Source organism: Isoptericola chiayiensis (genome assembly GCF_013149805.1).
Taxonomy (GTDB): domain Bacteria; phylum Actinomycetota; class Actinomycetes; order Actinomycetales; family Cellulomonadaceae; genus Isoptericola; species Isoptericola chiayiensis.
Genome location: NZ_JABEZT010000007.1, coordinates 53,361 through 79,599 on the forward strand (window position 1 = coordinate 53,361; position 26,239 = coordinate 79,599).

Here is a 26,239-nt window from a genome sequence, read left to right on the forward strand (position 1 = left end):
GTCCGACGGCTCAGCGCGGCGCCGGGGTGACCTCGAAGCCCAGCAGCCGCCAGGCGCGCACGGCGTACCGCTCCCGGTCGTCGGCGGGCCGGCGCGTGAGCGCGGCGGCCACCATCTCCACCCCGAGCAGGACGTCCTCGACCGTGGTCCCGGGACGCGCCAGTCCGGCGTCGATCGCCGGGCCGATGCGGGTGCTGAGCACGTCGGCGATCCGGTCGCGCAGGTCCACCAGGCGGGGGTCGGGCCGGATCTCGGGGCTGCCCGCGGCCAGGTCGATGCTGACCACCGAGTCGATCGCGTGCCGGGTGACGAGTCCGAGCAGGTCGGCGAGCGTGGTCCGCGGGTCGCGGGCCAGCTCCTCCACGGTGGCCACCTGCTCCTCGAACAGGGCCAGCACGAGCGCCAGCCGGTCCGGGAAGTGGCGGTACAGGCTGCCCTGCCCCACGCCGGCCCGTCGCGCGACGGCGTTCAGGGGCGCGTGCGCGCCGTGCTCGGCGAAGATCTCGCGGGCGGCCGCGAGCAGGGCCGCGCGGTTGCGCGCTGCGGCCCGCGGGCCGGCGTTGGTGCGTCGCGTGCTCTTCGGCTCGGAGGTGGTCACGAGTGCTACCTTAGGACTGAGAATCCGGACATGAATGTCCGGTTGATCCGACGGAGGTAGACCATGGCAGACCTGACCCTGAACAACACCGTGGCGGAGTGGCTCGCTGACCCCGTCGGCGAGCGGGTCTTCTCCGACATGCTGGCCGAGGCCGGCGCCACCACGAAGTCGCTGGCCCCGGCCAAGCGCCTCAAGCTCGGCAAGCTCGTCAAGCTCTCGCGCGGCAAGTTCTCCGCCGAGGCCGCCGACGCGATGGTCGCTCGCGCGGCCGAGCTCAAGGCGGCCGGTGCCGACGCGCCCGTCGAGGGCGCCCCGGCGGAGACGACGGCCCCGACGGAGCAGGACGCCGCTCCGGAGCCTGCCGACTGGGACGAGCAGATCACGCCGGGCCGGTTCGCCGGGCAGACCGTCGTGGTCACCGGCGCCGCCTCCGGCATCGGCCGCGCCACCGCGTCCCGCGTCGCCCGTGAGGGCGGCCGCGTCGTCGCGGTCGACATGACCGAGGGCGGCCTGGACGACCTCGCCGCGGAGCTCGGCGGTTCGCTCCCCGACGGCGCCGCCGTCGTGCCGGTCACGGCCGACATCACCGACGACGCCGCGGTCGCCCGCATCGTCGAGGCCGCCGGCGGTCGGATCCACGCCCTGGCCAACGTCGCGGGCATCATGGACCGGTTCGCCCCCGTGCACACCGTCGACGACGCCACCTGGGACAAGGTGTTCGCCGTCAACGTCACCGGCACCATGAAGCTGATGCGCGCCGTCGTGCCCGGCATGCTCGCCGCCGCCGAGGGCCGGATCGTCAACGTCGCCTCGGAGGCCGGGCTGCGCGGCTCCGCGTCCGGCGCGGCCTACACGGCCTCGAAGCACGCCGTCGTCGGGCTGACGAAGAACGCGGCGTTCATGTACACCGGCACCGGCGTCCGCGTGAACGCGGTCGCGCCCGGCGGGGTGGCCACCGGCATGAGCCCGCAGGACGTCGACGAGTTCGGCATGGGCCGGGTGCAGTCGGCCATGGGGATCATGGCGGACATCGCGATGCCGGAGCAGCTCGCGGCGTCGATCACGTTCCTGCTGTCCGCGGACTCGACGAATGTCAACGGGCAGGTCCTCGCGTCTGACGGCGGCTGGTCCGCCGCCTGACCCACCCGCCGATCCACCCACCCGTCGCTGTGGGCGCATCTCGTGGCCCGTTAAGCCCCATTCCTCCTGGTATGGAGTCACACGAAGTGCGCCCACAGCGACGGGCGGGAACCGTCGTCGTCAGCCGTCGATCGCGTCGTCAGCCCAGGACTCCGGCAGCCCGATCCGGCGCACGGGCCGGGCGCACCACACGCCGACGACGGCGGCCCCCAGCACCGCGGCGAGGACGACGAGCGCCGTCGGCAGACCGGCGAGCGCGAGCAGGCCCGACCCGACCAGCGGCGCCAGCGGCATGGCGACCACCCCCGAGAGCTCCATGACCGAGGAGAACCGGCCCTGCATCTGCGGCGGAGTGATCGCCGCGGCGTACCCCGCCAGCCCCGCGTTGGCCGCCGGAACCCCGAGCACGCCCAGGCCGAGCGCCAGCAGGTAGACGACGAAATCCTGCGACGCAGCCATGACGACGGCGGCCGCGGCGACCATCGCCAGCGCGACGGGCGTGACCACCCCGACCCTGAACCGGCGGACCAGGACGGGCGCCAGCACGGCGCCGAGCAGCATCGAGGCCCCCGCCGTGCCCGACACCAGCCCGATGCGGGCCGCGGACGTCCCGCCGGCGGTCAGGTCGAGGACGATCGCCATCAGCAGCGCGTTGATGGCCACGTTGATCACCGCGAACAGCCCGAGGCACAGGCGGAACAGCGGCACGGACCAGACGTAGCGCAGCCCTTCGCGCAGCGCGGCGACAGGGTGGGTCCGGCGTGCCTCGGCCGTGTCGGCGTTGAGTGGCTCACGCACCAGCCAGGTGCAGACCGCCGTGGCGAGGTGTCCCACAGCGCCCGCGATCAGCGGGACCGCGTGCGCGATGCCGTACAGGACGCCGCCGAGCGGGCCGGCGACCAGGCTCGCCGCGGCGTCCCTGCCCTGCGCCGCGGCATAGGCGGTCGGGAGCTGTGCGGCCGGCACCACGGACCGGAACGCCCCGGCGACCGACGGGTCGACGAACGCCCCCGCGACGGAGGACACGAGCAGCACCGCGGTCAGGTGGACGGCGGTGAGCCCGCCGGCGAGCGCCGCGGCACCGGCGCTCGCCCAGGCCAGGGCTGCCGTGGCCGAGGTCAGCACCACGATCCGACGGCGGTCCACCCGGTCGGCGACGACGCCGGCCGGGAGCGTGGCGAGCAGGGCACCCACGTGCCCGAGGGCGGTGACCAGACCGGCCTGCCAGACGGAGTCGGTCACGGCGTAGGCCAGCAGCGGCACGACGAACGCGGCGACCCCGGCACCGAACGCCTGGGCGGTCAGGCCGCTCATGACCAGCATGTAGGAGCGGTTGCGCAGCAGGCTCGACGGAGCAGCCGTGTCCGGGGAGGTCGTCGTCATACGCGCAATAGTACTTGCGCACTTATCGCTGCGCAATGCTTCTTGCGCAACATGTGTTGATAAGGTCACCGCATGGAGGAGACGTTCCTGGTGCAGAGCCCCGAGGAGCTCAAGGCGATCGCCCATCCCCTGCGCCAGAAGATCCTCATGCAGCTCGCGGTGCTGGAGCACGCACGAGCCACGGACCTGGCCCAGGCCGTCGGCGAGCCCGCCAACTCGGTCAGCTTCCACCTGCGCACGCTCGCCAGGGCCGGCATGGTCGTCGAGGCCCCCGAGCTGGCGCGCGACAAGCGCGACCGCGTCTGGCGCAACGTCGCCGAGTCGTACCGAATCGACTCCAGCTCCCCCGGCGCGACGGCTCAGGCGATGCGCCCGGCGACGGCATGGCTCTCGGACCTCGTCGCCCGGGCCTCGGACGGCGGGCCTGCGGACGCCGACGGCCGGCGCCGCACGCTCGTGCTCAACAACGTGCTGCTGACGGCCGACGAGGCGGAGCAGTTCGGCAACGAGCTCGTCGAGCTCCAGGAACGCTGGACCGACCGCGCCCTCGCGGCCGCCCGCGAGCACCGCGGCGAGAACCGCGAGTACTACCAGCTCCTGCTGGCACTGGGTCCCCGCGACGCCGAGACGACGACGGACTAGCCGAACACGGCGCGGCGACCCGCCACGCGGAGCCCCTCACGCGCCGCACGGCCCACGGTCTCCACCAGCAGCGAGCGCTCGGCCACCTTGATGCGCTCGTGCAGGGCTGCCTCGTCGTCGTCGTCCAGCACCGGCACCGCCGCCTGCGCGACGATCGGGCCGGTGTCCACGCCGTCGTCGACGACGTGCACGGTGCAGCCGGTCATCTTCACGCCGTAGGCCAGGGCGTCCCGCACCCCGTGCGCACCGGGGAACGCCGGCAGCAGCGCCGGGTGGGTGTTGAGGACCCGCTGGGGGAACCGCGCCAGGAACTCGGGCGACAGGATGCGCATGAACCCCGCGAGCACCACCCAGTCGGGCCGAAAGACCTCGACGGCCTCGCCGATCCCGGTGTTCCAGGCGGCGCGGTCGGCGAAGTCGGCCGGGGCGACGGCCACGGAGGCGACGCCCGCGTCCCGCGCCAGGTCGAGCGCTCCCGCGGCGGGCTTGTCCGAGACGACGCCGACGACGCGCGCCCCGAAGGCGACGTCGTCGTGCGCGGCCAGCAGCGCCGCGAGGTTCGACCCGCCTCCGGAGGCGAGCACGACGAGGCGCGCGCCGCGCGCCGGATCCACGAGATGGCCGGAGGGAGTCTGCACGCACACACCCTACGTGGACCGGACGGCGCTGCGGTCCGGCCGGCTACCGCTCGCCCCACCGCCGGCGGCCGAGCGCGACGGCGAGCACCAGCGCCGCTCCCCCGCCGATCTCGGCGGCGACGAGCCCGGCGGTCACCCACGGGTCGGCCCCGACCGTGGCGAGGTGGTCCGCCCCGACGGCGCCCCCGGCCGACCACTGGAGCAGGGCCGTCGCGCCGCCGGCGGCGAGCGCCGTGCCGCCCGCGATCCACGCCAGGTCCAGGACCCGCACGAGCGCCGGTTCGAGCTGACGCCACGCGAACCATCCGGCGGCGGCACCGCACGCGACCACGAGCGCGGGGGCCCAGACGGCGTACGGCGTGCTCCAGTCCGGTCCGGGCAGCGCTCCCAGCAGCGGGAGCGCCGGGAGCGCGCCGGCCTCGGTCACCGCCGGCGAGAACACCGACTCCGTGCCGACGGCGAACCCGGGGCCGGCGAGCCAGGCCGTCGCCCAGACGACGAGGTTGGGCACCAGGACCGCCTGCGCGAGTCCGAGCACCACGGTGCCGACCCAGCCGGCCCCGAGGCCTGCGGCGACGTCGCCCGCGGCGGCGCTCCCGACGACCAGCCACACCGCGGTCAGCAGCCCGCCCAGGCCCACGAGCAGCGCCGCACCGACGACGCCGGCCCGCAGGCCGAGCCGCAGGGTGTCCGGCAGGTAGGGGTCGAGCCGGGGCGTCATGCCGGCGAGCAGCGGCCCGTCCGGCGCGGAGAACATCCCGAGGGCCAGACCGCCGCCACCGAGGAGCGCGCCGCCCGCCAGCGCGGCGGCCACCTGGAGGGCGATGTCCGACCATCCGCCGGTCGCGGCCGTTGCACCGAGGTCCAGGGCCACGGCGAGACCTGCGGTCGCGGCCGTGTAGGTGGTGGTCCCGCCGATCCAGGCGGCGAGCGTCGGCACGGCCGAGCGCTTGGCGGCGACGTGCAGGGTGAACAGCGCCAGCGCCGTGATCCCCAGGGGGACGACGGTGACCGTCGCGCCACCGGCGGACAGGGGCACGCCGTGCCCGAGCAGCCACAGGCCCGTCGCCACCGAGACGCCTGCGCTCAGACCGCCGTCGGACCCGGCCGCGTTGGGTGCGTCCAGCACTGCGGTGACCGCGAGCAGCGCGACGACCGCGTAGGACAGCCCGAACGCCTGCAACGCGGCCCACACCCCGGAGGACGCCAGGGCGAACCGTTCCCGGACCCGGCCGGGAGCGGTCGGCTCGACGACGCGGGGACTCGTCCGGGAGGAAGCACTCACGCGGTCATGGTCCCCCGCCGGACCGCCGCCGTCGGACGTGCCACGCCGGGGACGACGACGCCCGCCCCGCCGGCGGACCGGTGGGGCGGGCGTCTCGCGACGGATCGCGGATCAGGCGCTCTGCAGGATCTCCCGCATGAGCTGGGCGGTCTCGGACGGCGTCTTGCCGACCTTCACGCCCACGGCCTCGAGGGCCTCCTTCTTGGCCTGCGCGGTGCCGGACGAGCCGGACACGATGGCGCCGGCGTGGCCCATCGTCTTGCCCTCCGGGGCGGTGAAGCCCGCGACGTAGCCGACGACCGGCTTGGTCACGTGGTCCTTGATGTACGCCGCCGCACGCTCCTCGGCGTCGCCGCCGATCTCGCCGATCATGACGATCGCCTTCGTGTCGGGGTCGTTCTCGAACGCCTCGAGCGCGTCGATGTGCGTGGTGCCGATGACCGGGTCGCCGCCGATGCCGATGGCGGTGGAGAACCCGAAGTCCCGCAGCTCGTACATCATCTGGTAGGTCAGCGTGCCCGACTTGGACACCAGGCCGATGGGGCCGGAGTCGGTGATGGTGTGCGGGGTGATGCCGGCCAGCGACTCGCCCGGGGTGATGATGCCGGGGCAGTTCGGCCCGATCATCCGGGTGGACTTGCCCTCGAGGTAGGCGAACACCTCGGCGGTGTCCTGGACCGGCACGCCCTCGGTGATGACGACGAGCAGCTCGATGCCCGCGTCGATCGCCTCGATGCAGGCGTCCTTGGTGAACGCCGGCGGGACGAACACGACCGAGACGTTCGCGCCCGTCTCGGACATGGCCTCGGACACCGTGCCGAACACCGGCAGGATGACGGGGTTGCCCTCGTGGTCGGTGTGGTCGACCGTCTGGCCGGCCTTGCGCGCGTTGACGCCGCCGACGATGGTGGAGGCCGCGTCGAGCATGAGGGCGGTGTGCTTGGCACCCATCCCGCCGGTGATGCCCTGGACGATGATCTTGGAGTCGGAGTTCAGGTAGATCGACATGTCTGTGTCTCTTCGCTTTCCGGCGTCTCAGGCGTTGGCCAGCTCGGCTGCCTTGTCGGCGCCGCCGTCCATGGTCTCGGCAAGGGTCACGAGGGGGTGGTTCGCCTCCGCGAGGATCGCGCGACCCTTCTCGACGCTGTTGCCGTCCAGGCGGACGACCAGCGGCTTGGAGGCCTCGTCGCCGAGGATCTCCAGCGCGCCGACGATGCCCTTGGCGACCTCGTCGCAGGCGGTGATGCCGCCGAAGACGTTGACGAACACCGACTTGACCTGGTCGTCGTTCAGGATGACGTCGAGACCGGCGGCCATGACCTGGGCGTTGGCGCCGCCACCGATGTCGAGGAAGTTGGCGGGCTTGACGCCGCCGTGGTCCTCGCCGGCGTACGCGACGACGTCGAGCGTGGACATGACCAGGCCCGCACCGTTGCCGATAATGCCGACCTCGCCGTCGAGCTTGACGTAGTTGAGGTCGTGCTCCTTGGCCTTGGCCTCCAGCGGGTCGGTGGCCGCGGAGTCCTCGAGCTCGGCGTGCTCCGGGTGCCGGAAGTCCGCGTTGGCGTCGAGCGTGACCTTGCCGTCCAGGGCGATGATGTCGCCCTGCTCGGTCTTGACCAGCGGGTTGACCTCGACGAGGGTGGCGTCCTCCTCCGAGAACACCGTCCACAGCTTCTGGATGGCCTCGGCGACCTTGTCCTTGACGTCGGCCTCGAAGCCGGCGGCCTCGACGATCTCGGCGGCCTTGGCCGCGTCGATGCCCACGGCCGGGTCGACCGCGACCTTGGCCAGCGCCTCGGGACGCTCGACGGCGAGCTCCTCGATCTCGACACCGCCCTCGACGGAGCACATCGCCAGGTAGTTGCGGTTCGCGCGGTCCAGCAGCACCGAGAAGTAGTACTCCTCGGCGATCTGGGCGCCCGCGGCGATCATCACGCGGTGGACCGTGTGGCCCTTGATGTCCATGCCGAGGATCTCGGAGGCCTTCTGCGCGGCCTCCTCCGGCGAGTGCGCCAGCTTGACGCCTCCGGCCTTGCCGCGGCCGCCGATCTTGACCTGGGCCTTGACGACGACCGTTCCGCCGCCGAGCTTCTCTGCGCCTGCGCGAGCCTCCTCGGGCGTCGTCGCGACGACGCCCCCGAGCACGGGGACGCCGTGCTTCTCGAAGATGTCGCGAGCCTGGTATTCGAACAGGTCCACCCTGCTGCGTCCTTCCATCGGTTGTGCCCCTGGGTCGGCAGAGGCCGGCCGGAGGGATGTCTCGACGTCAAGACATCCGCGTTCCAGAGTAGTGCGCGCGCTCCGCGGCACCTACGCCCAGGGGCATTCTGCCCGCTGGACGTGACGGATTCCACAGGGGTCAGAGCTTGGTGACGGGGCTGAACCGCAGCAGCAGGCGCTTGGTGCCGTCCGCGCCGAAGTCGATCTTCGCCACCGCGTTGTGCCCGGCGCCCTCCACACCGATCACCGTGCCCATCCCGTAGGCGTCGTGGGTGACCTTGTCCCCGACCGCCAGCGACGGGATGTCGGTGTCCTGGCGCGGGGTGGCCGACCCGAAGGTCGCTCCCGTGCTTCCGCCCGACGACGGCGCCCGCGTGGCCGCACGGCCCCCGGTGCCGCGCCGCTCACCCGCGGCGCCACGGCGCTCGGCCCACGACGAGCCCCCCGAGCCGCCCCGGCCGGCCCGCGGCCCGCCGTACGCTCCCCAGGCCGACCCGCCGCGCCGCAGCGTCTGCGTCGAGGACTCGAGGCGGCGCCAGTCGAGGAGCTCGGCGGGGATCTCGTCGAGAAACCGCGACGGCGGGAACTCGTTGGCCATCCCGAACGCCGACCGGGTGCCGGCCCGCGACAGGTACAGCCGTTCGCGCGCCCGGGTGATCCCCACGTAGGCGAGCCGACGCTCCTCGGCGAGCTCGGCGTCGTCGTGCAGCGAACGCGTGTGCGGGAACGTGCCGTCCTCCATGCCGGTGAGGAACACGACGGGGAACTCGAGGCCCTTGGCGGTGTGCAGCGTCATCAGCGTGATGACGCCCGGGTCCTCGGCGGGCTCGTCCTCGTGCTCGTGCTCCGCGCCGCCGTCGGCGACGTCCTCGTCGGGGATCTGGTCGGCGTCCGCCACCAGGGACACCCGCTCCAGGAAGTCCGCCAGGTCGCCCTCGGGGTCGGCCTCGGTGAACTCGGCGGCCACGGCGTGCAGCTCGGCGAGGTTCTCGACCCGCGTGGCGTCCTGCGGGTCGTCGCTGGCGCGCAGCTCGGCGAGGTAGCCGGTGCGGTCGAGCACCGCGCCGAGGATCTCGGCCGGGGTGGCGCCGTCGTCGACCATCGCCTGCAGCTCGGACATCATCGCGGCGAAGGTGCGCAACGGCTTGAGGGTGCGCGTCGTCATGCCCGGGATCTCGTCGATCCGCTGCAGCGCGGCCCCGAAGGAGATCCGCTCGCCGTCGGCGAAACCGGCCACGAGCGACTCGGCCTTGTCGCCCAGCCCGCGCTTGGGCACGTTGAGCACCCGGCGCTGGGAGACGTCGTCGTCCGGGTTGGCCAGCGCGCGCAGGTAGGCGACGGCGTCCTTGATCTCCTTGCGCTCGTAGAAGCGGGTGCCGCCGACCACCTTGTACGGCAGCCCCACGCGGATCAGCACCTCCTCGAGCGCCCGGGACTGGGCGTTGGTGCGGTAGAAGATCGCGACGTCGCCCGGCCGGACTCCAGCCGTGTCGCCGAGACGGTCGACCTCCTCGGCGACGAACCGGGCCTCGTGGTGCTCGTCGTCGGCCACGTAGCCGACGATCTGCGCGCCGGCGCCCGCGTCGGTCCACAACCGCTTGGGCCGCCGCTCGGGGTTGCGCGCGATGACCGCGTTGGCCGCCGACAGGATGCTCTGGGTGGAGCGGTAGTTCTGCTCCAGCAGGATCGTCGTCGCGTCCGGGTAGTCCTGCTCGAACTCGACGATGTTGCGGATGGTGGCGCCGCGGAACGCATAGATGGACTGGTCGGCGTCGCCGACGACGGTCAGCTCGGCCGGGTCGAGGGCCACGTCACCCGGCGCGGATCCCTCTGGCGCCCGGACTGCGGGGCTCGCGAGCTCACTCCTCGCCGGGACGCCGACGAGCTCGCGCACCAGGACGTACTGCGCATGGTTGGTGTCCTGGTACTCGTCGACCAGCACGTGCCGGAACCGGCGGCGGTAGTGCTCGGCGACGTTCGGGAACGCCTGCAGCAGGTTGACGGTGGTCATGATGATGTCGTCGAAGTCCAGGGCGTTCGCCTGGGCGAGGCGCGCCTGGTAGCGCCGGTAGACGTCGGCCAGCACCGTGTCGAACGCCGGCACGGACGGGTCGGCGATGCCACCACCGGCCAGCGCGCGCTCCCGCCAGCCCTCCTCGGTGGCGTCCGCGCCGGAGGACTGCGCGTAGGCGTCGGGGTCGATCAGCTCGTTCTTCAGGTCGCTGATCTTGTGGGCCAGGGACCGCGCCGGGTACTTCTTGGTGTCCAGGTCCAGCTCGCGGCACACCAGCGTGATGAGGCGCTGGGAGTCCGCGGCGTCGTAGATCGAGAAGCTGGACCGCAGGCCGAGGGTCTTGGCCTCGCGCCGCAGGATGCGCACGCACGCGGAGTGGAACGTGGAGACCCACATGCGCTGGGCGGCCGGGCCGACGAGCTGCTCGACCCTCTCGCGCATCTCGGCCGCGGCCTTGTTGGTGAAGGTGATCGCCAGGATCTGGCCCGGCCGCGCCCGCCGGGTGGCGAGCAGGTGGGCGATCCGGTGGGTGAGCACCCGCGTCTTGCCCGACCCGGCGCCGGCCACGATGAGCAGCGGGGACCCCGCGTGCACGACGGCGTCCCGCTGCGGCGCGTTGAGCCCCTCCAGCAGCGCGTCCGCGGCCTCGTCCCGGCCGTCGTCGGGCGCGGCCTCCCGGCCGACCGCACGCCGCGGCACCCAGTCCGGCGCGCCGTCGTCGTCCCACCGCGGCGCCGTGGTCGGCAGGCGCGCCGTGTCGCCCGCCGGGGCGGGGTCGAGGCCGGGCAGGGACAGGCTGTCGAAGAGCGAAGTCATGGCGGACCAAGCCTAGGCGCTGGCGCCGACACCGACGGCGCGCCGGTGGTGACGTGGCCGGATATCGTCTGGCCATGAGTCGCACCGAGCCCGCCGCGGGTCCCGCAGCCCGCCCGGCGTCCGCGCGTGAGCTGCTCGCCCACCCCGCGCGGCTGGTCAACCCCTCCACGCTCGGCGGCGCCGTCGCGCTCGCGGTCGGCCTGGTGCTGGTGCTGGTGCCGGCCCTGTCGCACGGGCTCACGGAGACCGTGGTCGGTGTCGGCCTGCTGGCCTCCGGCGTCAACGACCTGTGGACCACCGCCCGACGCCGGCACGTGCGCACCTCGGGTCGCGTCACGGCGGCGGTGCGCGGCCTGGCGTCGGTCGCCCTGGCGCTGGTCTTCCTGCTCTCGGCCCGCGCGGCGCTGGCCGCGACGATCCTGCTGGGCGGCATCTACCTGCTGTTCCGCAGCCTGCTCACCCTGCTGCTCGCGGTGTTCAGCCGCGACCGGTCGCGGCGGGCGCCCCGGTTCGCGAGCGGGGGCGTCGGGCTGGCGTTCTCCGTGCTGATCCTCGCGGCGCCCGGCGCCTACGTCGACTGGATCGCCGCGGTGGTCGGTGCCGTGGCCATCTTCGGCGGCACGATCACGCTGGCCTACGGCTACCGGGTCGCCTCGGGCTCGATCCCCGCCCCGGACGGCCTGTACCCGTCGTTCACGGAGATCCTGTGGTCGTGGGTCGAGCACGTCGACGTGGGCCCGAAGCGTCGCACCCTGCTCGCCGACCAGCTCTACCTCGAGCGTCCCGAGATGGCGGCCAAGCAGGTCGCCTGGTGGACCATGCTGGTGCTCAGCGTGTGCATCGCCACCCTCGCGGTGCTGCAGGACTCCACCGCGGTGGTCATCGGCGCGATGCTCGTCGCACCCCTGATGACGCCGATCCTGGGGCTGTCGGCGGCGCTGGTCAGCGGCTGGGCGTACCGGGCGGTCCGGTCGCTGGCCCTCATCCTGGGCGGCACGGTGGTCGCCGTCGGCGTCGCGTTCGTCCTCGCCTCCTGGGTGCCGATCGTCGTGCCCTTCGACACGAACAGCCAGATCACCTCGCGCGTGGACCCCACCCTGCTGGACATGCTCATCGCGCTGGCCGCCGGTGCGGCGGGCGCGTTCGCGACGGTCGACCGCCGGGTGGCGGCCTCCCTCGGTGGCGTCGCGATCGCCGTCGCCCTCGTGCCCCCGTTGTCGGTGGTCGGGGTCGCGCTGAGCGACAACCGCCTGGAGGACGCGTTCGGGGCGCTGCTGCTGTTCGCCACCAACTTCGTCTCGATCGTGCTGGCGGCGGCGGTCGTGTTCGTCCTCGCGGGGGTCGCCGACCCCCGCAGCCTGCGCCGCGACGCCCGGCGCATCCTGTTCACCCTCACGCCGTTCGTCACGGCCGCCCTCTTCATCCTGCTGCCGCTGCTGCTGACGACGAACGGCCTGCTGACCACCTCGGCCCAGCAGCGCACCGCGCAGGACGTGGTGGACGACTGGCTGCCCGACGACTCCGCGCTGGAGCTCGGATCCGTCAGCGTGTCGGGCGACTCCGTGCGGGTCGAGCTGTCGGGCTCCCCCGACGACGTCCCCTCGACGTCCGACCTGCAGTCGGACCTGGACGACGCGCTCGGCGGCTCCTACGCCGTCGAGGTCGCGGTCACGCCCGTGCAGGTCGAGCAGGTGCCCGCGGTGTCGCCCTCGCCGTCACCGTCGCTGCGCATCGACCTCGGCTGACCGGCGCATCGGAGTGTGCGGGATGCCGTCCTCGAGGTACTCGGGGCCGTCCGGGACGAACCCGAAGCGGCCGTAGAAGTCGACGAGCGGCGACTGGGCACCGAGGACGACGTCGGCGGTCGGGTCGGCCGCCGCGGCGGCGTCGAGGGCCGCGCGCATCAGGTCGCCGGACGCGCCCGTGCCGCGCACGCGGGGGTGGCAGACCACGCGCCCGACGCGCTGGACGTCGTCGTCGTCGAGCACCCGCGCCGTGGCGGCCACCCCGTCGTCGTCGACGAGCACGACGTGCCGGGTACCGGGCTCGAGGTCGCGGTCGTCGAGGTCCGGGTAGGCGCAGTCCTGCTCGACGACGAACACGTCCTGGCGCAGGCGGCACAGGTCGAACACGGTGCGGGGGGCGAGCTCGTCGAGCCGGCGGGTCAGGATCTCCACGCCGACATCGTCACACGGCGGGCGTCTGATTCCCGCGGACGCTTCCGGTGGCTGCTTCCGGCGGACCGCCCGCCGTGCCCGACGTCAGGTCAGCCAGAGCCCGACGATCCACGTGGCGGTGGCGAGCAGCCCGCCGAGGAGCTGGATGCCGATGGTGATGGCGGTGGCCTGCAGGGCGGCGACGGTGGCCCGCCAGGCCGCCGCGCGGTCGCGGCGGCGCAGGTACTCCACGACCAGCACCGCGAGCGTGAAGAACAGGAACAGCCCCACGACAGGCACCACGAAGAAGCCCACGATGCCGGCGACGCCGCCCACGGCGAGGGTGGACCACGGCACCTCGGCCCGACGCATGTGCCGGCCGGCCACGAGCCAGTTGCCCGTCTCGGCCAGGGCGATCAGGAGCGCGGCGACGGCGAAGCACACCCAGGCGGTGGCGCCTCCGGTCGTCCAGGCCCACACCAGGATCGCGCCGAGGACCAGCGCGTTGCCCGGCAGGACCTGGACGACGATACCGACGAGCCCGACGGCGATCGCGAGGCCGACGAGCACCTCGGCCAGGACGCTCACGGGCGGCGCGCGGCCGCGGCGCGGCAGGTCGTGCGGCGGGGCGTGCGGAGGAGGTTCACCAGAAGACGGCGACGACGATGTTGACCAGCGTCAGGCCGCCGATCGTGTGCTTGAGGCCGGGGGTGACGGCGCCGGTGCCGTTGTCGCCCTTGCTGCCCTGGCGCTTGGCGACGAACGCCAGGACGCTGATGACCAGCGCGACGGCCAGCTTCACGCCGATCTTCGCCATGTCGGGGCCGCCGTCGTCCCACATCCCGCTCGCCTCGGCCACGCCGACCATGCCGATACCGCCGACCAGCGCCGACAGCGCGCCGTGGAAGACGCCGCGGTACAGGTCCGGGGAGCGCAGGGAGGCGAGGTACCCGCCGAGGACGATCGCCCAGCCGACGAAGTGCAGCACGGCGAGGACGTTGTAGAGGAACTCCATGGTCGTCAGCCTATCGAGATGACGCCGCTGTCAGAAACCGACGCCGGGGCAGCACTGCCGTCTCACCCCGTGGCATCTCGTCCCACGATGCGGACCGGGGGTTTCGCGAGGCGATCGGCCCGGGTTAGAATCACCCCCATGACCACGGCTGCGCCCCACCTCCGCACGACGACCCGTCGTGCCACGGCCGCACGCCCGATGCACATGCGCATGTGCAGCTGTCAGTGCTGCTGTCGCTGATCGCGCCCCACCTCAGCCCCCACCGCACCCCGCGGACCTGAGCACCGGCGCGCGCCGTCGGTCTCGGCCCACCCCCGCTGAGCCCCCGTCGTCGCGCGTCCCGCACCCGAGGACCCGAGGAACTCCCCCCAGATGACGACGCAGACCACCACCCCCGCGGCCCAGGACGCTCCCGCCCGTCCGGCCCGCCCCGCCCGCGCACCCAAGCCGAACGGCCAGTGGAAGATCGACGGCGACGCGCCGCTGAACCACAACGAGGTCTTCAAGCAGGAGGGCCCGCCGCTCGAGGTGCGCGAGCGCATCGAGAACGTCTACGCCCACGAGGGTTTCGACTCCATCACCGACGACGACCTGCACGGCCGTTTCCGCTGGTGGGGCCTGTACACCCAGCGCAAGCCCGGGATCGACGGCGGCCGCACCGCCACGCTCGAGCCGCACGAGCTCGAGGACCGCTACTTCATGCTCCGCGTCCGCACGGACGGCGCCGAGCTGACCCCCGCCGCGCTGCGCGTCCTCGGGGAGATCTCCGACGAGTTCGGCCGCGGCACCGCCGACATCACCGACCGCCAGAACATCCAGTACCACTGGATCGAGGTCGAGGCGATGCCCGAGATCTGGCGCCGCCTCGACACCGTGGGGCTGGAGACCACCACCGCCTGCGGCGACTCCCCCCGCGCGTTCCTCGGCAGCCCGGTCGCCGGGATCGCCTCCGACGAGATCATCGACGCCACGCCCGTCATCGACGAGATCAAGCGTCGCTACATCGGCGACCCCGCCCTGGCGAACCTGCCGCGCAAGTTCAAGACGGCCATCTCGGGCCACCCGAGCCTCGACGTCGTGCACGAGATCAACGACATCTCGCTCGTCGGGGTCGAGCACCCCGAGCTCGGCGCCGGCTTCGACCTGTGGGTCGGCGGCGGCCTGTCCACCGCCCCGCGGCTCGGCGAGCGTCTCGGCGTCTTCGTCACCGCCGAGCAGGCTCCCGACGTCTGGCACGGCGTCATCCGGATCTTCCGCGACTACGGCTACCGCCGGCTGCGCAACAAGGCCCGCCTGAAGTTCCTGCTCAAGGACTGGGGCGTCGACAAGTTCCGGGAAGTTCTCGAGTCCGAGTACCTCGGCCACACCCTGCCGGACGGCCCGCCCCCGGCACCGGCGACCCGACCGGGCGACCACGTGGGCGTCCACGAGCAGAAGGACGGCGACTTCTACGTCGGCGCGGCCCCGGTCGTCGGCAGGGTCGGCGGCGGCACCCTGACGGGGCTGGCCGAACTGATCGAGTCGGTCGGGGCCCGCTCGGCCCGGCTGACCGCCCACCAGAAGGTGGTGATCCTGGGCGTGCCCGCCGACCGCGTCGACGAGCTCGTCGACGGCCTCGAGCCCCTCGGCCTGACCGCCCGCCCGAGCCTGTTCCGCCGCAACACGATCGCGTGCACCGGCATCGAGTTCTGCAAGCTCGCCATCGTGGACACCAAGGACACCGCCGCCCGCGTCATCGGCGAGCTCGAGGAGCGCCTCGGCGAGGTGACCGAGCAGCTCGACCGCCCGATCTCGCTCAACGTCAACGGGTGCCCCAACTCGTGCGCCCGCATCCAGACGGCGGACATCGGCCTCAAGGGGCAGATCATCACGGTCGACGGCGAGCAGATGCCGGGCTTCCAGGTGCACCTGGGCGGCAGCCTGGCCGGCCGCGGGCAGGACGCCGGCGGGCTCGGCCGCACCGTGCGCGGCCTGAAGGTGCCGGCCACCGAGCTCGGCGACTACGTCGAGCGGGTCGTGCGCCGCTACTCCGACGCGCGTGCCGACGACGAGTCGTTCGCCGAGTGGGCGCACCGCGCCGACGAGGAGGCCTTGCAGTGACAGCCGTGTCCGTCTCCCTCGGCGTCGGGCCCACGTCGTCGGTGGCCTCCCCGGCCGGGGCGTCCCCGCTGGCCGGCACGGCCGCCGAGGCCCGCCGTCGGGCCGCGGAGCGCGAGATGTCCCGCGCGCGCCGCAACGCCCGTGTGGACGGCCGCGAGCGCCGCCGCCGCTCCGACGCCGAGCTGTCGCAGATCGCCGAGCGCGGCCGGCGCGAGCTGGGTGGTTCCGGCCCGGGCTCGGCGGACGAGGCGACGGCGCACGAGGTGATCGCCTGGGCCGTCGAGCAGTTCGGCGACTCGCTCGCGGTGGCCTCCTCGATGACCGACTCGGTGCTGTCCGCGCTGGTCGCCGAGCAGCTGCCGTGGGTGGACGTGCTGTTCGGCGAGACCGGCTACCACTTCGCCGAGACGCTGGGCACCCGCGACGCCGTCGCGCACTCCCTCGACGTGACGGTCGTGGACGTGCGTCCGCTGCTGTCCGTGGCCGAGCAGGACGAGGCCTACGGGCCGGACCTGTTCGCCCGCGACCCCGAGGCGTGCTGCCGCATGCGCAAGGTCGAACCGATGCGTCGGGTGCTGTCCGGGTACGAGGCGTGGGCCACGGGCGTGCGGCGCGCGGACTCGGGCTCCCGGGCGAAGGCGGAGCTGGTCTCCTGGGACGCGTCGAACAACCTGGTCAAGATCAACCCGATCGCGGCCTGGAGCGACGACGAGCTCGTCGGCTACGCCCTGCGCCACGGCCTGACCGTCAACCCGCTGCTCAACGACGGCTACCCGTCGATCGGCTGCGAGCCGTGCACCCGCCGCGTCAGCGCCGGGGAGGACGCCCGCGCCGGCCGCTGGTCCGGGGTGGACAAGTCCGAGTGCGGCCTGCACATCTGAGTCGTCCGCGCGAGGATCCGAGCATGAGTGACCTGTATCCGCTGGGCCTGCGCGTGCGCGGCCGGCTCGTCGTCGTGGTCGGCGGCGGGCCGGTCGCGTCCCGGCGTGCGGGCGGCCTGCTCGACGCCGGGGCCCGCGTGCGGGTGGTGGCCCCCGACGTCGTCGACGAGCTCGCCGACCGGGCGGCCGCGGGCGACCTCGAGCACGTGGCGCGCGAGTACGCCCCGGGCGACCTGGACGGCGCCTGGCTCGTGCACACCGCGACGGGGGTGCCCGCCGTGGACCGCGCGGTGGCCGCCGACGCCGAGGCGCGGCAGACGTTCTGCGTGGTCGCCTCGGACGCCGAGGCAGCCTCCGCCTGGGTCCCGGCCGTGGCCCGCACGGCGGCGCCCGACGGCTCCGGCGGTGAGCTCGTCACGGCGGTGCACGCCGGGCGGGACCCGCGCCGCGCCGTGCGCCTGCGCGACGGGATCGCCGCCGCGCTGGAGGCGGGCGAGCTGCCGCTGCGCCGGGGGCGCCCGACCGCTCCGGCGGCCGACGGCGGCACCCGGCCCGGGTGGGTCGCGCTCGTCGGCGGCGGCCCCGGCGCCACCGGGCTGGTCACCGGCCGGGGGCGCCGGCTCCTGGCGAGCGCCGACGTCGTCGTGGTGGACCGGCTCGGCCCCCGCGCGCTGCTCGACACGCTCGCCGACGACGTCGAGGTGATCGACGTCGGCAAGACCGCCGGCAACCATCCGGTGCCGCAGGAGCGCATCAACGAGCTGCTCGTCGAGCACGCGTCCGCCGGCCGGGACGTGGTCCGCCTCAAGGGCGGGGACCCGTACGTGTTCGGCCGGGGCGGCGAGGAGCTCGCGGCGTGCCGCGCCGCGGGCATCGAGGTGGAGGTGGTGCCCGGGGTGACGTCCGCCGTCTCCGTGCCCGCCGCCGTCGGCATCCCGGTCACGCACCGCGGGGTCGCGGCGGGATTCAGCGTGCTGACCGCGCACGAGGCGGTGGACTCCGTCCCGGGCGGGCCGCAGCACACCCTCGTGCTGCTCATGGGCGTGACGCGCCTCGCGGCGACGGCCGCGGCGCTGGTCGCGGCCGGTCGACCCGCCGACACCCCGGTCGCCGTCGTCGAGGACGGCTATGGCCCGCGTGAGCGGGCGACGGTCGGCACCTTGGCCGACATCGGCGACCGTGCCGCCGCGGCGGGCGTCCGCCCGCCGGCCGTGACGGTCGTCGGCGACGTGGTGCGCCTGGCGCCCGCCTGGGCGGCTCACGTCGCCGCGGGCGGCGCTGTGAGCACACCGTGACAGACCGACACGTCGGTGACACCCGCACGTACCACGCGCCGCGTAGCGTGGAGGGCATGCCCGCACCGACCCTGCTCGCCATCTCCCACGGCACGTCGTCCGCCACCGGGGCGGCCGCCGTCGCCGGACTGGTCGACGCCGTCGCCGCACGGCTCGACGACGAGGCGCCGGTGCGCGGCGGGTTCGTGGACGTCCAGCAGCCCGACGTGCCCGCCTGCCTCGACGAGCTGCGGGAGACCTCCACCGTGCTGGTCCCGCTGCTGCTGTCCGCCGGGTTCCACGTCCACGTCGACCTACGCGAGGACGTCGACGCCGCGCTCGCCGACGGGATCGCCGTCCGGCTCGGCGGGGCGCTCGGTCCCGACACCCGCCTCGTGGACCTGCTCACGCGGCGGCTCCACGAGGCCGGGCTCGCCGAGGGGGACGTGATCGTGCTCGCCGCCGCCGGGTCGTCGGACGCGCGGGCGGTGGCCGACTGCGAGCGCACCGGAGCCCTGCTCGCCGAGCGCACCGGACACCCGGTCCGTGTCGGCTACATCGCGAACGCCACCCCGCAGCTCGGCGACGTCGTCGGCTCGGTGCGCCTTGAGCACCCGGGCGCCCGCATCGTCACCGCGAGCTACCTCATCGCGCCCGGCTACTTCCAGACCCTGGCCGAGAAGGCGGGCGGCGACGTGACCACCGCTCCCCTGCTGCTGCCCGACGCCGCGGCCCCGGACGAGCTGGTCGGCATCGTGGTCGACCGCTACCGCGCCGCACTGCCGTAGCGCCCGGCGATACTCGCCGACGCCCTGGGATAGGCCACCCGGGAGACGGCGCCGCCGCTACAGCAACCGCCGTGCCGCCGCCCACCGCGTGAGCTCGTTGCGGTTCGAGAGCTGCAGCTTGCGCAGCACGGCGGACACGTGGGTCTCGACCGTCTTGACGGAGATGAACAGGTCGCTCGCGACCTCGCGGTAGGTGTAGCCGCGGGCGATGAGCCGCATGACCTCCTGCTCGCGCTTCGAGAGTCGGTCGAGCTCGTCGTCGGCCACGGCCACGTCGCCCGCGGCGGTGCCGAACGCGTCGAGCACGAACCCGGCCAGCCGCGGCGAGAACACCGCGTCCCCTCCGGCGACGCGCACCACGGCACCGGACAGGTCGGACGCCGAGATGTTCTTGGTGACGTAACCGCGGGCGCCGGCCCGGATCACCGCCACGACGTCCTCCGCGGCGTCGGACACGGACAGCGCGAGGAACCGCGTGGTGCCGTTCAGGTCGGCGCAGCGGCGCACCACCTCGGCGCCGCCGCCCCCGTTGCCGCCGGGCAGGTGCACGTCGAGCAGCACCACCGGCGGGCGCTCGGCGTGCACCACGGCGACCGCCTCCTCGACGTCGGCGGCCTCCCCGACGACGCGCACCCGCGCGTCGAGGCTGGCACGCACGCCGGTGCGGAACATGTGGTGGTCGTCGACCAGGACGACGGGCACAGGAACCGGCACGACAGGGTTCTCCGGCGCGGGGCTCTCGGTCACGGTCGGGCTCCTTCGGTCTCGGGCGCGGACCCGGCCGAGGCCGGCGACGCGCTGGTTGCTGCGGTCATCGGGACGCACAGGCGCACCTCGGTGCCCCACCCCGGCCGGCTGACGACCTCGGCGGTGCCGCCGCGCCGTCGGACCCGACCGAGGATGGACTCGCGCACCCCGAACCGGTCGGGGGCGATCGTCTCCGGGTCGAACCCGTCGCCCCGGTCGCGGACGAACACCTCGACGGTGTCCGTCACCTCCAGGTAGACGGTCACCGGCGGCGCCCCGTGCACGACGGCGTTCACGAGCGCCTCACGGGTCGCCTGCAGCAGCGCGGTGGTCGCCTCGGTCGGCGGGCAGTCGCCGACGACGACGTGCTCGATCTCGACCGCGCGGCCGTCCTCCACCTCCCCGACGAGGGTGCGCAGCTCGGCGGCCAGGGACGTGCCCGCCGCAGGGCGGTCGTCGTAGAGCCACTCGCGCAGCTCGCGCTCCTGGGCACGGGCCATGCGGGTCACCTCCGCGGCGTCCCCGGCGCGCGCCCGGATCAGGGACAGGGTCTGCAGCACCGAGTCGTGCAGGTGGGCGGCGATGTCGGCGCGCTCGGCCTCGCGCGCCCGCGCGGCCCGCTCGTCGCCCAGCTCGCGCACCAGCCGCAACCACCAGGGCGCCAGCACGAGCGCCACGCCCACGAGCACCGCCAGCGAGGCCAGGATGACGGTCAGCAGCTCGGCAGGGGGCGTGCCCTGGACGAACAGCAGCAGCACGCCCGCGGTGACCAGCACCAGCCCCCCGGCGAGCCGGAGCAGCATCCCCGAGCGGGACGTCGGCTCCCCCGACGCCCGGGCCCGCTGCACGGCGTCGAGCTGGCTCCACGCCAGCGCCGCGCCACCGGCGACGATGAGCAGCGGCAGCCATGTCGAGGGCAGGTCCCAGCCGGCCCGGACCGCGACCAGGAGCGCCGCGCCGACCAGCAGCGCGAGCCCGATCCCGACGTCGCGCCGCGAGAGGTCCTGCACGGCGCCGCTGCGCCGCAACCGGGGTGCGAGCCGCGCGACGGCGGCGGGCCGGGTCTCGGCGGCGGTGTCGTGGGGGTCCCCGGCCGGGATCGTCACCCACCAGAACACGTAGAGGACCGCCCCGGTGCCGCCGAGGAACGTCAGCACCACGATCGCCGCGCGCACCACCGCGACCGGCACGCCCAGGTGGGCCGCCAGGCCGGCACAGACCCCGCCCAACCACCGGCCCCGGCGGGGGCGGCGCAGCGGCAGGCGGAAGGGCGGGGACGGGCTCACCCCCTGATCGTGGCACGTCAGGGGCGCTGCCGCGCCGACCTGAGGGGCCGGCACCCCCGGTTTCAGGGTGCATCTCAGGGGACCACCCGATACCCCGCGGACCGGGCGACGACCAGGATGGTGGCATGACCACGAACGACACCCCTCCCCCGCAGGGGACCCACCCCGCGGGGGCGGCCGGCGACGCGCCGCCCCCGCCCCCGGCCGGCGACGGCTTCTTCGACTCGGTGCGCCGTATCGGCGTCACCCGGTCCGACGACCGCTGGATCGGCGGCGTCGCCGCCGGCGTGGCCGACCGGTTCGGCCTCGACCCCCTGCTGGTGCGCGGACTGCTGATCCTCAGTGTCTTCGTCGCCGGTGCGGGCCTGGTGCTGTACGGCATCGCCTGGGCGCTGCTGCCGGAACGCTCCGACGGTCGCATCCACCTGCAGGAGACCGTCCGGGGCACGTTCGACGTCGCGATCGTCGGCGCCGGCCTCGCCGTCCTCCTCGGGCTGGTCGGAGGCGGCGGGTTCTGGCCCTGGTGGGGCGGACCCGCCGAGTGGGTCGCCGCGCTGTTCTGGATCGCGTTCTGGGTCGCCGTCGTGTGGCTGATCGTCAAGCTGGTCCGCTCCCGCCGGAGCGACGCGCGCCCCGGCCCCGCTCCCGGAGCACCGGGCGCGGCACCGACGGCGGCGCCGACGGTCGAGCACACGTCCGACCCGTCGACGGGCTGGGACCCGGCCACCCACGCCGCCGAGGGATTCACCCCGGCGCCCCGCGTGCACTACGCCCCCGCACCGACGACGACGCCCGGCGCGACGCCGTCGTCCCCCGGACCCGCGGCCCCCACGGCGCACACCGCACCCACGGGCGGGTATGCGCCGCCGCCCCCGCCGGGACCGCGGCCGCGGCGCGCCGCCGGCGGCGGGACGGTCGGTGTCGTGCTCGGGATCGTGCTGCTGCTCGGCGCCGGCCTGCTGGCCGCCGACGTGGCGGGCGGTCTGGCCTGGCCGCTGTGGCCGCTCTGGCTCGCGATCGCCGTCGCGGTGCTCGGCGCGGCGATCGTCGTGACGGGCCTGCGCGGCCTGCGCGGCGGCTGGCTGACCGCCCTGGCGTGGCTCGGGATCGTCGCCGTGGCCGTGACCTGGCCGTTCGCCGACCGGGACGACGACTGGCCGTTCGACGGCTGGTCCTGGGACGACCGGGCGCAGATCACCACCCAGGCCGGGACCGTCCTGGGCTCCGGCGAGGTCGCCCCGCGCTCGACCGAGGCCGCCGAGGCCGGCTACCGGCTCCAGTTCGGCGACTCCCGCGTGGACCTGACCGAGCTCGACCTGGACGACGTGCCGCCCGGGAACCCGGTCGTCGTGCCCGTCGACGCCACCGCGGGCAACGCCGTCGTCACGATCCCCGAGGACACCGCCGTCGAGGCCGTCGTCGACGTGAACGCCGGCACCTTCGAGTGGTTCGTCGACGACGAGCACCTGCGGGTCGACGGCTTCACCGGCGGCCCGGCCACCTACACCACCGACGAGGTCGACGAGCTCGGCGGCGCGGTGCTGCGGCTCGACGTCGACAGCCGCGCCGGCCGCCTCGTCATCCAGGAGGAACGATGAACGACCAGCAGCGCCCCTGGGGCGAGGAGAGCTCGGACAGCACGGCCGCGGACGCCGTGCCCCCCACGCAGGAGCTCGGTCGGACGCCCGCGGGCGACGACGAGCCGGCGACCGGCACCCCGGCCGGGACCGACCCCGTCGTCGACACGTCCGCGGTCGACCGCGACCCGTCGGTGCCCGAACCGGACACCGCACCGGACGGCGGTGCCCGGCCGGGCACCGACCCGGCTGCCGGCGCGGCCGCCGTCGCCCCGCTGGTCCGGACCGGACCACGCGCCAGCACGATCGTCTGGGGACTGGTCGTGCTCGTCGTGGGTCTCGGCCTGCTCGCCCGGACCGCCGGTCTCGGCATCGACGGCCAGCTCACCGCGATCGTGCTGCTCGCGGCGGCCGGTGCCCTGCTGGTCGTCGCCTCCGTCGTGGGTGCCGTCCGGCGACGCGGACGCACCTGACCCGCTGCCCGCGGCAGGTCGCACGACGACGGCCGGCACCCCGTGCGGGGGTGCCGGCCGTCGTCGTACCCGGGTCAGGGACGGGTGTCGTCCGGCCGCTCGTCGGCCCGGTGCGTCGGGTGCTGCGTCGTCTCGCTGCCCGGACCGGTGGCCTCGGCCGACGTCGTCCCGGCGGTGGTCCCGCCGGTCGTGGGGGTCCCGGTGGACCGGCCCGGCGACGGCGCGGCCGCGGGCGGCGTTGCCGCGGGACGGTCCGCCGTGTGGGCGCCCGCCGGCTGCCGCACCGGCGCCTCACCGGTCGTGGTGTGGCCCGCGGACCCGGCGGGGGCGGCCGCGTGCGGGGTGTCGACGGCGACCGACGGGCCGCCGGCGAGCTTGCGCAACGCGATGCCGATGAGCAGGAACATCAGCCCCAGCCCGATCACCAGGGCGCAGACGCCGAACGCCACCACCGAGGTGAACAGCGAGGCCCGCAGGAACGACGCGTTCATCACGGTCGCCCGGGTCGGGTCCTCCTGGTCGAGCTCGGCGTACGTCATGCCGCCGGAGGCCTCGAGAGCGTGCTCGTTGATGACCTCCGCCTGCGCGTACGCGGAGAACGGCCCGTCCACCTCGTCACCGGCCAGGAAGCTCGCGTCCTCGGACACGGTGATCTGCTCGTCGGCCAGGGTCTGGGAGACGACCACCCAGACCACGGCACCGGCCACGATGAGGACGATGCCGACGATGATGGAGAACATCCCGATCCCGCCTGCTCCCTTGGCGGGCCGGACGGTGACTGTGCTCGACATGGCTGTGCCTTCCGTCAGTGGTGCTCACGTATGAGATACATCACTGTCAAGGTAGCCTCGCCGGCGGCCCGATGCACGGCGAATGCTCAGGTCACGACCGGTTCCGGGGCTCCCGGCCGTCCGGCACCGTGAACGTCGGCATCCCCCACCCGAGCCGCAGCGCCAGGAGTCGGATCGCGAGGATGATCACGATCGGCACCCAGAAGGCGACCTCGGCCGGCACGTCCGGCTGCAGTAGCCCGAGGTAGGCGGCGGCGCCCACGAGCGCCGCCGTGGCGTAGAACTGGGCGTTGCTGAGCACCTCGGGCAGCCGGTTGGCCAGCACGTCACGGATGACGCCGCCGCCCACGCCGGCCACGACGCCGACCACCGCGGCGGACACCCCGTCGGCACCCGAGTCGATCGCGACGTTGGTCCCGATCACCACGAACAGCGCCATGCCGGCCGCGTCGGAGACCTCGATGATGCGCAGACGCTGCAGCAGGTCCAGGGTCCGGGTGCGCGCCAACGGCACGACGGCGAGAGCCGTGGCCGCCCCGACCAGCAGGAACGTCGGCTCCGTCACCCAGAACACCGGCAGCTCGCCCAGGAGCAGGTCCCGCACGGTGCCGCCACCCACGGCCACCGCGCTGCCGAGCACGACCACCCCGACCAGGTCCATCTGCTTGCGACCGGCCGCGAAAGCGCCCGAGACGGCGAAGGCCACGGTGCCGAGGTACTCCAGCACGGTCTGCACCACGCCCAGCGTGGTGCTGACGGTGTCGCCCGCGGCCAGCACGGCCGACAGCATCGTCACGTCACCACCCCGACAGCCTCCCGGCTCACTCCCACTCGATGGTGCCCGGCGGCTTGCTCGTCACGTCGAGGACCACCCGGTTCACCTCGCTGACCTCGTTGGTGATGCGCGTCGAGATCGCCGAGAGCACGTCGTACGGCATCCGCGTCCAGTCCGCCGTCATGGCGTCCTCGCTGGAGACGGGCCGCAGCACGATCGGGTGCCCGTAGGTGCGGCCGTCGCCCTGGACGCCCACCGAGCGCACGTCCGCCAGCAGCACCACCGGGCACTGCCAGATCTCGGCGTCCAGACCGGCCCGGGTCAGCTCCTCGCGGGCGATCGCGTCGGCGCGCCGCAGGATCTCCAGCCGCTCGGCCGTGACCTCACCGATGATCCGGATGCCGAGCCCCGGCCCCGGGAACGGCTGGCGGGCCACGATCGGCTCGGGCACGCCCAGCTCGCGGCCCACGGCCCGCACCTCGTCCTTGAACAGGGTGCGCAGCGGCTCGACGAGCTCGAACTTCAGGTCGTCCGGCAGGCCCCCGACGTTGTGGTGGCTCTTGATGTTGGCCGCACCCTCACCGCCGCCGGACTCGACCACGTCCGGGTACAACGTGCCCTGGACCAGGAACTTCACCTGCTCACCGTGCTCGCCGGCGTCGGCGACGACGTCGCGCGCCGCGTCCTCGAACACCCGGATGAACTCCCGGCCGATGATCTTGCGCTTCGTCTCCGGGTCGGAGTGGCCCTCCAGGGCGTTCAGGAACCGCTTGCGCTCGTCGCGCACCACCAGGTTGACGCCCGTCGCGGCGACGAAGTCCCGCTCGACCTGCTCCACCTCGCCCTCGCGCAGCAGCCCGTGGTCCACGAACACGCACGTGAGCTGGTCCCCCACCGCGCGCTGCACCAGCGCCGCCGCGACCGAGGAGTCCACGCCGCCCGACAGCCCGCAGACCACCCGGGCGTCACCCACCTGCGCGCGGATCGCGGCGACCTGGTCGGCGATGACGTTGTCCGGGGTCCAGTCCGCGGCCAGGCCGGCACCGTCGTAGAGGAAGTGCTCCAGCACCGTCTGCCCGTGCGCCGAGTGCTTGACCTCCGGGTGCCACTGGACGCCGAAGAGGCGGCGCTCGCGGTCCTCGAACGCGGCGACCGGCGAACCGGAGGACGTGGCCAGCACCTCGAAGCCCTCGGGCGCCGCGTGCACGGAGTCGCCGTGGCTCATCCAGGTGGTCTGGGTCGCCGGGGTGCCGGCGAGCAGCGCCCCTGCCGAGCACACCTCGACCTCGGTGCCGCCGTACTCGCGCACGCCGGTCTGGGCGACCTTCCCGCCCAGGGCCTGCGCCATCGCCTGGAAGCCGTAGCAGATGCCCAGCACGGGCACGCCGGCGTCGAACAGGGCGGCGTCGACGAATGGCGCACCCGTGGCGTACACGGACGACGGACCGCCGGAGAGGATGATCGCTGCCGGGTCGCGGGCGAGCATCTGCTCCGGCGTCCACGTGTGCGGGACGATCTCGGAGTAGACGTTCGCCTCACGCACGCGGCGTGCGATGAGCTGGGCGTACTGGGCGCCGAAGTCCACCACGAGGACGGGACGGGGCGTGGGACCGGGAACGGCGGCGGGAGACGTCACC

The 26,239-nt window shown here is 74.1% G+C and carries 24 protein-coding genes; 9 read left to right on the plus strand and 15 right to left on the minus strand.

What is annotated here, in order from left to right; translation table 11 throughout:
- Window positions 1-10: 10 nt before the first annotated feature.
- Entirely contained in the window at window positions 11-598 is a 588-nt protein-coding gene (locus HDG68_RS12750; protein WP_172152685.1) for a TetR family transcriptional regulator, read from the minus strand.
- Window positions 599-661: 63 nt separating this feature from the next.
- On the opposite strand from HDG68_RS12750, the gene HDG68_RS12755 reads away from it, so the two are divergent.
- A complete protein-coding gene (locus HDG68_RS12755; protein ID WP_172152687.1) occupies window positions 662-1,738 on the plus strand; it encodes an SDR family NAD(P)-dependent oxidoreductase in 1,077 nt (358 codons plus the stop codon).
- Between the two features lie 120 nt (window positions 1,739-1,858).
- Here the strand turns inward: HDG68_RS12755 and HDG68_RS12760 are convergent, their stop codons facing one another.
- Window positions 1,859-3,121 carry an MFS transporter gene (locus HDG68_RS12760; protein WP_172152689.1) on the minus strand — a complete coding sequence of 421 codons (1,263 nt, stop codon included), beginning with the start codon at window positions 3,119-3,121 and terminating at the stop codon, window positions 1,859-1,861.
- Between the two features lie 72 nt (window positions 3,122-3,193).
- On the opposite strand from HDG68_RS12760, the gene HDG68_RS12765 reads away from it, so the two are divergent.
- On the plus strand, window positions 3,194-3,763 hold the full coding sequence (locus tag HDG68_RS12765; RefSeq protein ID WP_172152691.1) for an ArsR/SmtB family transcription factor: 570 nt from the start codon (window positions 3,194-3,196) through the stop codon (window positions 3,761-3,763).
- Here HDG68_RS12765 and purN read toward each other — a convergent pair.
- The 5 genes from purN to pcrA all read right to left on the minus strand — a co-directional run bounded on the left by purN (window position 3,760) and on the right by pcrA (window position 10,739).
- The gene (purN, locus tag HDG68_RS12770; protein WP_172152693.1) at window positions 3,760-4,401 is read right to left on the minus strand and encodes a phosphoribosylglycinamide formyltransferase; all 642 of its coding nucleotides are present in this window, start codon (window positions 4,399-4,401) and stop codon (window positions 3,760-3,762) included. The two genes, HDG68_RS12765 and purN, sit on opposite strands and share 4 nt — an antisense overlap.
- Window positions 4,402-4,444: 43 nt before the next feature.
- Window positions 4,445-5,686, minus strand: coding sequence for a cell division protein PerM (locus tag HDG68_RS12775; protein WP_172152695.1), 1,242 nt, complete (start codon window positions 5,684-5,686; stop codon window positions 4,445-4,447).
- 111 nt (window positions 5,687-5,797) lie between these two features.
- Window positions 5,798-6,694, minus strand: coding sequence for a succinate--CoA ligase subunit alpha (sucD, locus tag HDG68_RS12780; protein ID WP_172152697.1), 897 nt, complete (start codon window positions 6,692-6,694; stop codon window positions 5,798-5,800).
- 27 nt (window positions 6,695-6,721) lie between these two features.
- Window positions 6,722-7,888 carry an ADP-forming succinate--CoA ligase subunit beta gene (sucC, locus tag HDG68_RS12785; RefSeq protein ID WP_172152699.1) on the minus strand — a complete coding sequence of 389 codons (1,167 nt, stop codon included), beginning with the start codon at window positions 7,886-7,888 and terminating at the stop codon, window positions 6,722-6,724.
- A 160-nt stretch (window positions 7,889-8,048) separates the two neighbouring features.
- Complete coding sequence (gene pcrA, locus HDG68_RS12790; RefSeq protein WP_172152701.1) at window positions 8,049-10,739, minus strand: DNA helicase PcrA; 2,691 nt, start codon at window positions 10,737-10,739, stop codon at window positions 8,049-8,051.
- Between the two features lie 74 nt (window positions 10,740-10,813).
- Between pcrA and HDG68_RS12795 the strand changes: the two genes are divergently transcribed.
- A complete protein-coding gene (locus HDG68_RS12795) occupies window positions 10,814-12,484 on the plus strand; it encodes a TIGR00341 family protein (RefSeq protein WP_172152703.1) in 1,671 nt (556 codons plus the stop codon).
- On the opposite strand, the gene HDG68_RS12800 is transcribed toward HDG68_RS12795, so the two are convergent.
- The 3 genes from HDG68_RS12800 to HDG68_RS12810 form a co-directional block, all read right to left on the minus strand.
- The gene (locus HDG68_RS12800; RefSeq protein WP_172152705.1) at window positions 12,455-12,916 is read right to left on the minus strand and encodes a GNAT family N-acetyltransferase; all 462 of its coding nucleotides are present in this window, start codon (window positions 12,914-12,916) and stop codon (window positions 12,455-12,457) included. The genes HDG68_RS12795 and HDG68_RS12800 overlap by 30 nt on opposite strands.
- Window positions 12,917-13,000: 84 nt before the next feature.
- On the minus strand, window positions 13,001-13,483 hold the full coding sequence (locus HDG68_RS12805; RefSeq protein ID WP_172152707.1) for a DUF456 family protein: 483 nt from the start codon (window positions 13,481-13,483) through the stop codon (window positions 13,001-13,003).
- Window positions 13,484-13,538: 55 nt separating this feature from the next.
- Window positions 13,539-13,910, minus strand: a complete 372-nt coding sequence (locus HDG68_RS12810; RefSeq protein WP_172152709.1) for a hypothetical protein — start codon at window positions 13,908-13,910, stop codon at window positions 13,539-13,541.
- 372 nt (window positions 13,911-14,282) lie between these two features.
- Here HDG68_RS12810 and HDG68_RS12815 point away from each other — a divergent pair, with 372 nt between their 5' ends.
- Genes HDG68_RS12815 through HDG68_RS12830 form a run of 4 tightly spaced genes read left to right on the plus strand, consistent with a single transcriptional unit; the run spans window position 14,283 to window position 18,953 of the window.
- On the plus strand, window positions 14,283-16,010 hold the full coding sequence (locus tag HDG68_RS12815; protein ID WP_172152711.1) for a nitrite/sulfite reductase: 1,728 nt from the start codon (window positions 14,283-14,285) through the stop codon (window positions 16,008-16,010).
- Entirely contained in the window at window positions 16,007-16,891 is an 885-nt protein-coding gene (locus tag HDG68_RS12820) for a phosphoadenylyl-sulfate reductase (protein ID WP_343037567.1), read from the plus strand. Before HDG68_RS12815 ends, HDG68_RS12820 begins: the two co-directional genes overlap by 4 nt.
- 23 nt (window positions 16,892-16,914) lie before the next feature.
- Window positions 16,915-18,186, plus strand: coding sequence for a uroporphyrinogen-III C-methyltransferase (gene cobA / locus HDG68_RS12825; protein ID WP_172152712.1), 1,272 nt, complete (start codon window positions 16,915-16,917; stop codon window positions 18,184-18,186).
- A gap of 56 nt (window positions 18,187-18,242) precedes the next feature.
- Window positions 18,243-18,953, plus strand: coding sequence for a sirohydrochlorin chelatase (locus HDG68_RS12830; protein WP_172152713.1), 711 nt, complete (start codon window positions 18,243-18,245; stop codon window positions 18,951-18,953).
- A gap of 57 nt (window positions 18,954-19,010) precedes the next feature.
- On the opposite strand, the gene HDG68_RS12835 is transcribed toward HDG68_RS12830, so the two are convergent.
- Both HDG68_RS12835 and HDG68_RS12840 read right to left on the minus strand, forming a co-directional pair.
- Complete coding sequence (locus tag HDG68_RS12835; RefSeq protein ID WP_246253918.1) at window positions 19,011-19,625, minus strand: LuxR C-terminal-related transcriptional regulator; 615 nt, start codon at window positions 19,623-19,625, stop codon at window positions 19,011-19,013.
- Between the two features lie 71 nt (window positions 19,626-19,696).
- Window positions 19,697-20,986, minus strand: coding sequence for a PspC domain-containing protein (locus HDG68_RS12840; RefSeq protein WP_172152714.1), 1,290 nt, complete (start codon window positions 20,984-20,986; stop codon window positions 19,697-19,699).
- A gap of 125 nt (window positions 20,987-21,111) precedes the next feature.
- On the opposite strand from HDG68_RS12840, the gene HDG68_RS12845 reads away from it, so the two are divergent.
- Both HDG68_RS12845 and HDG68_RS12850 read left to right on the plus strand, forming a co-directional pair.
- The gene (locus HDG68_RS12845; RefSeq protein ID WP_172152715.1) at window positions 21,112-22,584 is read left to right on the plus strand and encodes a PspC domain-containing protein; all 1,473 of its coding nucleotides are present in this window, start codon (window positions 21,112-21,114) and stop codon (window positions 22,582-22,584) included.
- On the plus strand, window positions 22,581-23,036 hold the full coding sequence (locus HDG68_RS12850) for a hypothetical protein (RefSeq protein ID WP_172152716.1): 456 nt from the start codon (window positions 22,581-22,583) through the stop codon (window positions 23,034-23,036). The genes HDG68_RS12845 and HDG68_RS12850 overlap by 4 nt, the downstream gene beginning before the upstream one ends.
- Window positions 23,037-23,110: 74 nt before the next feature.
- On the opposite strand, the gene HDG68_RS17590 is transcribed toward HDG68_RS12850, so the two are convergent.
- The 3 genes from HDG68_RS17590 to guaA all read right to left on the minus strand — a co-directional run bounded on the left by HDG68_RS17590 (window position 23,111) and on the right by guaA (window position 26,238).
- Window positions 23,111-23,827: a hypothetical protein gene (locus HDG68_RS17590; protein ID WP_343037568.1), complete on the minus strand. Its 717-nt coding sequence runs from the start codon at window positions 23,825-23,827 to the stop codon at window positions 23,111-23,113.
- Window positions 23,828-23,918: 91 nt separating this feature from the next.
- On the minus strand, window positions 23,919-24,617 hold the full coding sequence (locus HDG68_RS12860) for a trimeric intracellular cation channel family protein (RefSeq protein WP_246253928.1): 699 nt from the start codon (window positions 24,615-24,617) through the stop codon (window positions 23,919-23,921).
- Window positions 24,618-24,648: 31 nt separating this feature from the next.
- Window positions 24,649-26,238 carry a glutamine-hydrolyzing GMP synthase gene (guaA, locus tag HDG68_RS12865; RefSeq protein WP_172152718.1) on the minus strand — a complete coding sequence of 530 codons (1,590 nt, stop codon included), beginning with the start codon at window positions 26,236-26,238 and terminating at the stop codon, window positions 24,649-24,651.
- Between the last annotated feature and the right edge of the window lies 1 nt (window position 26,239).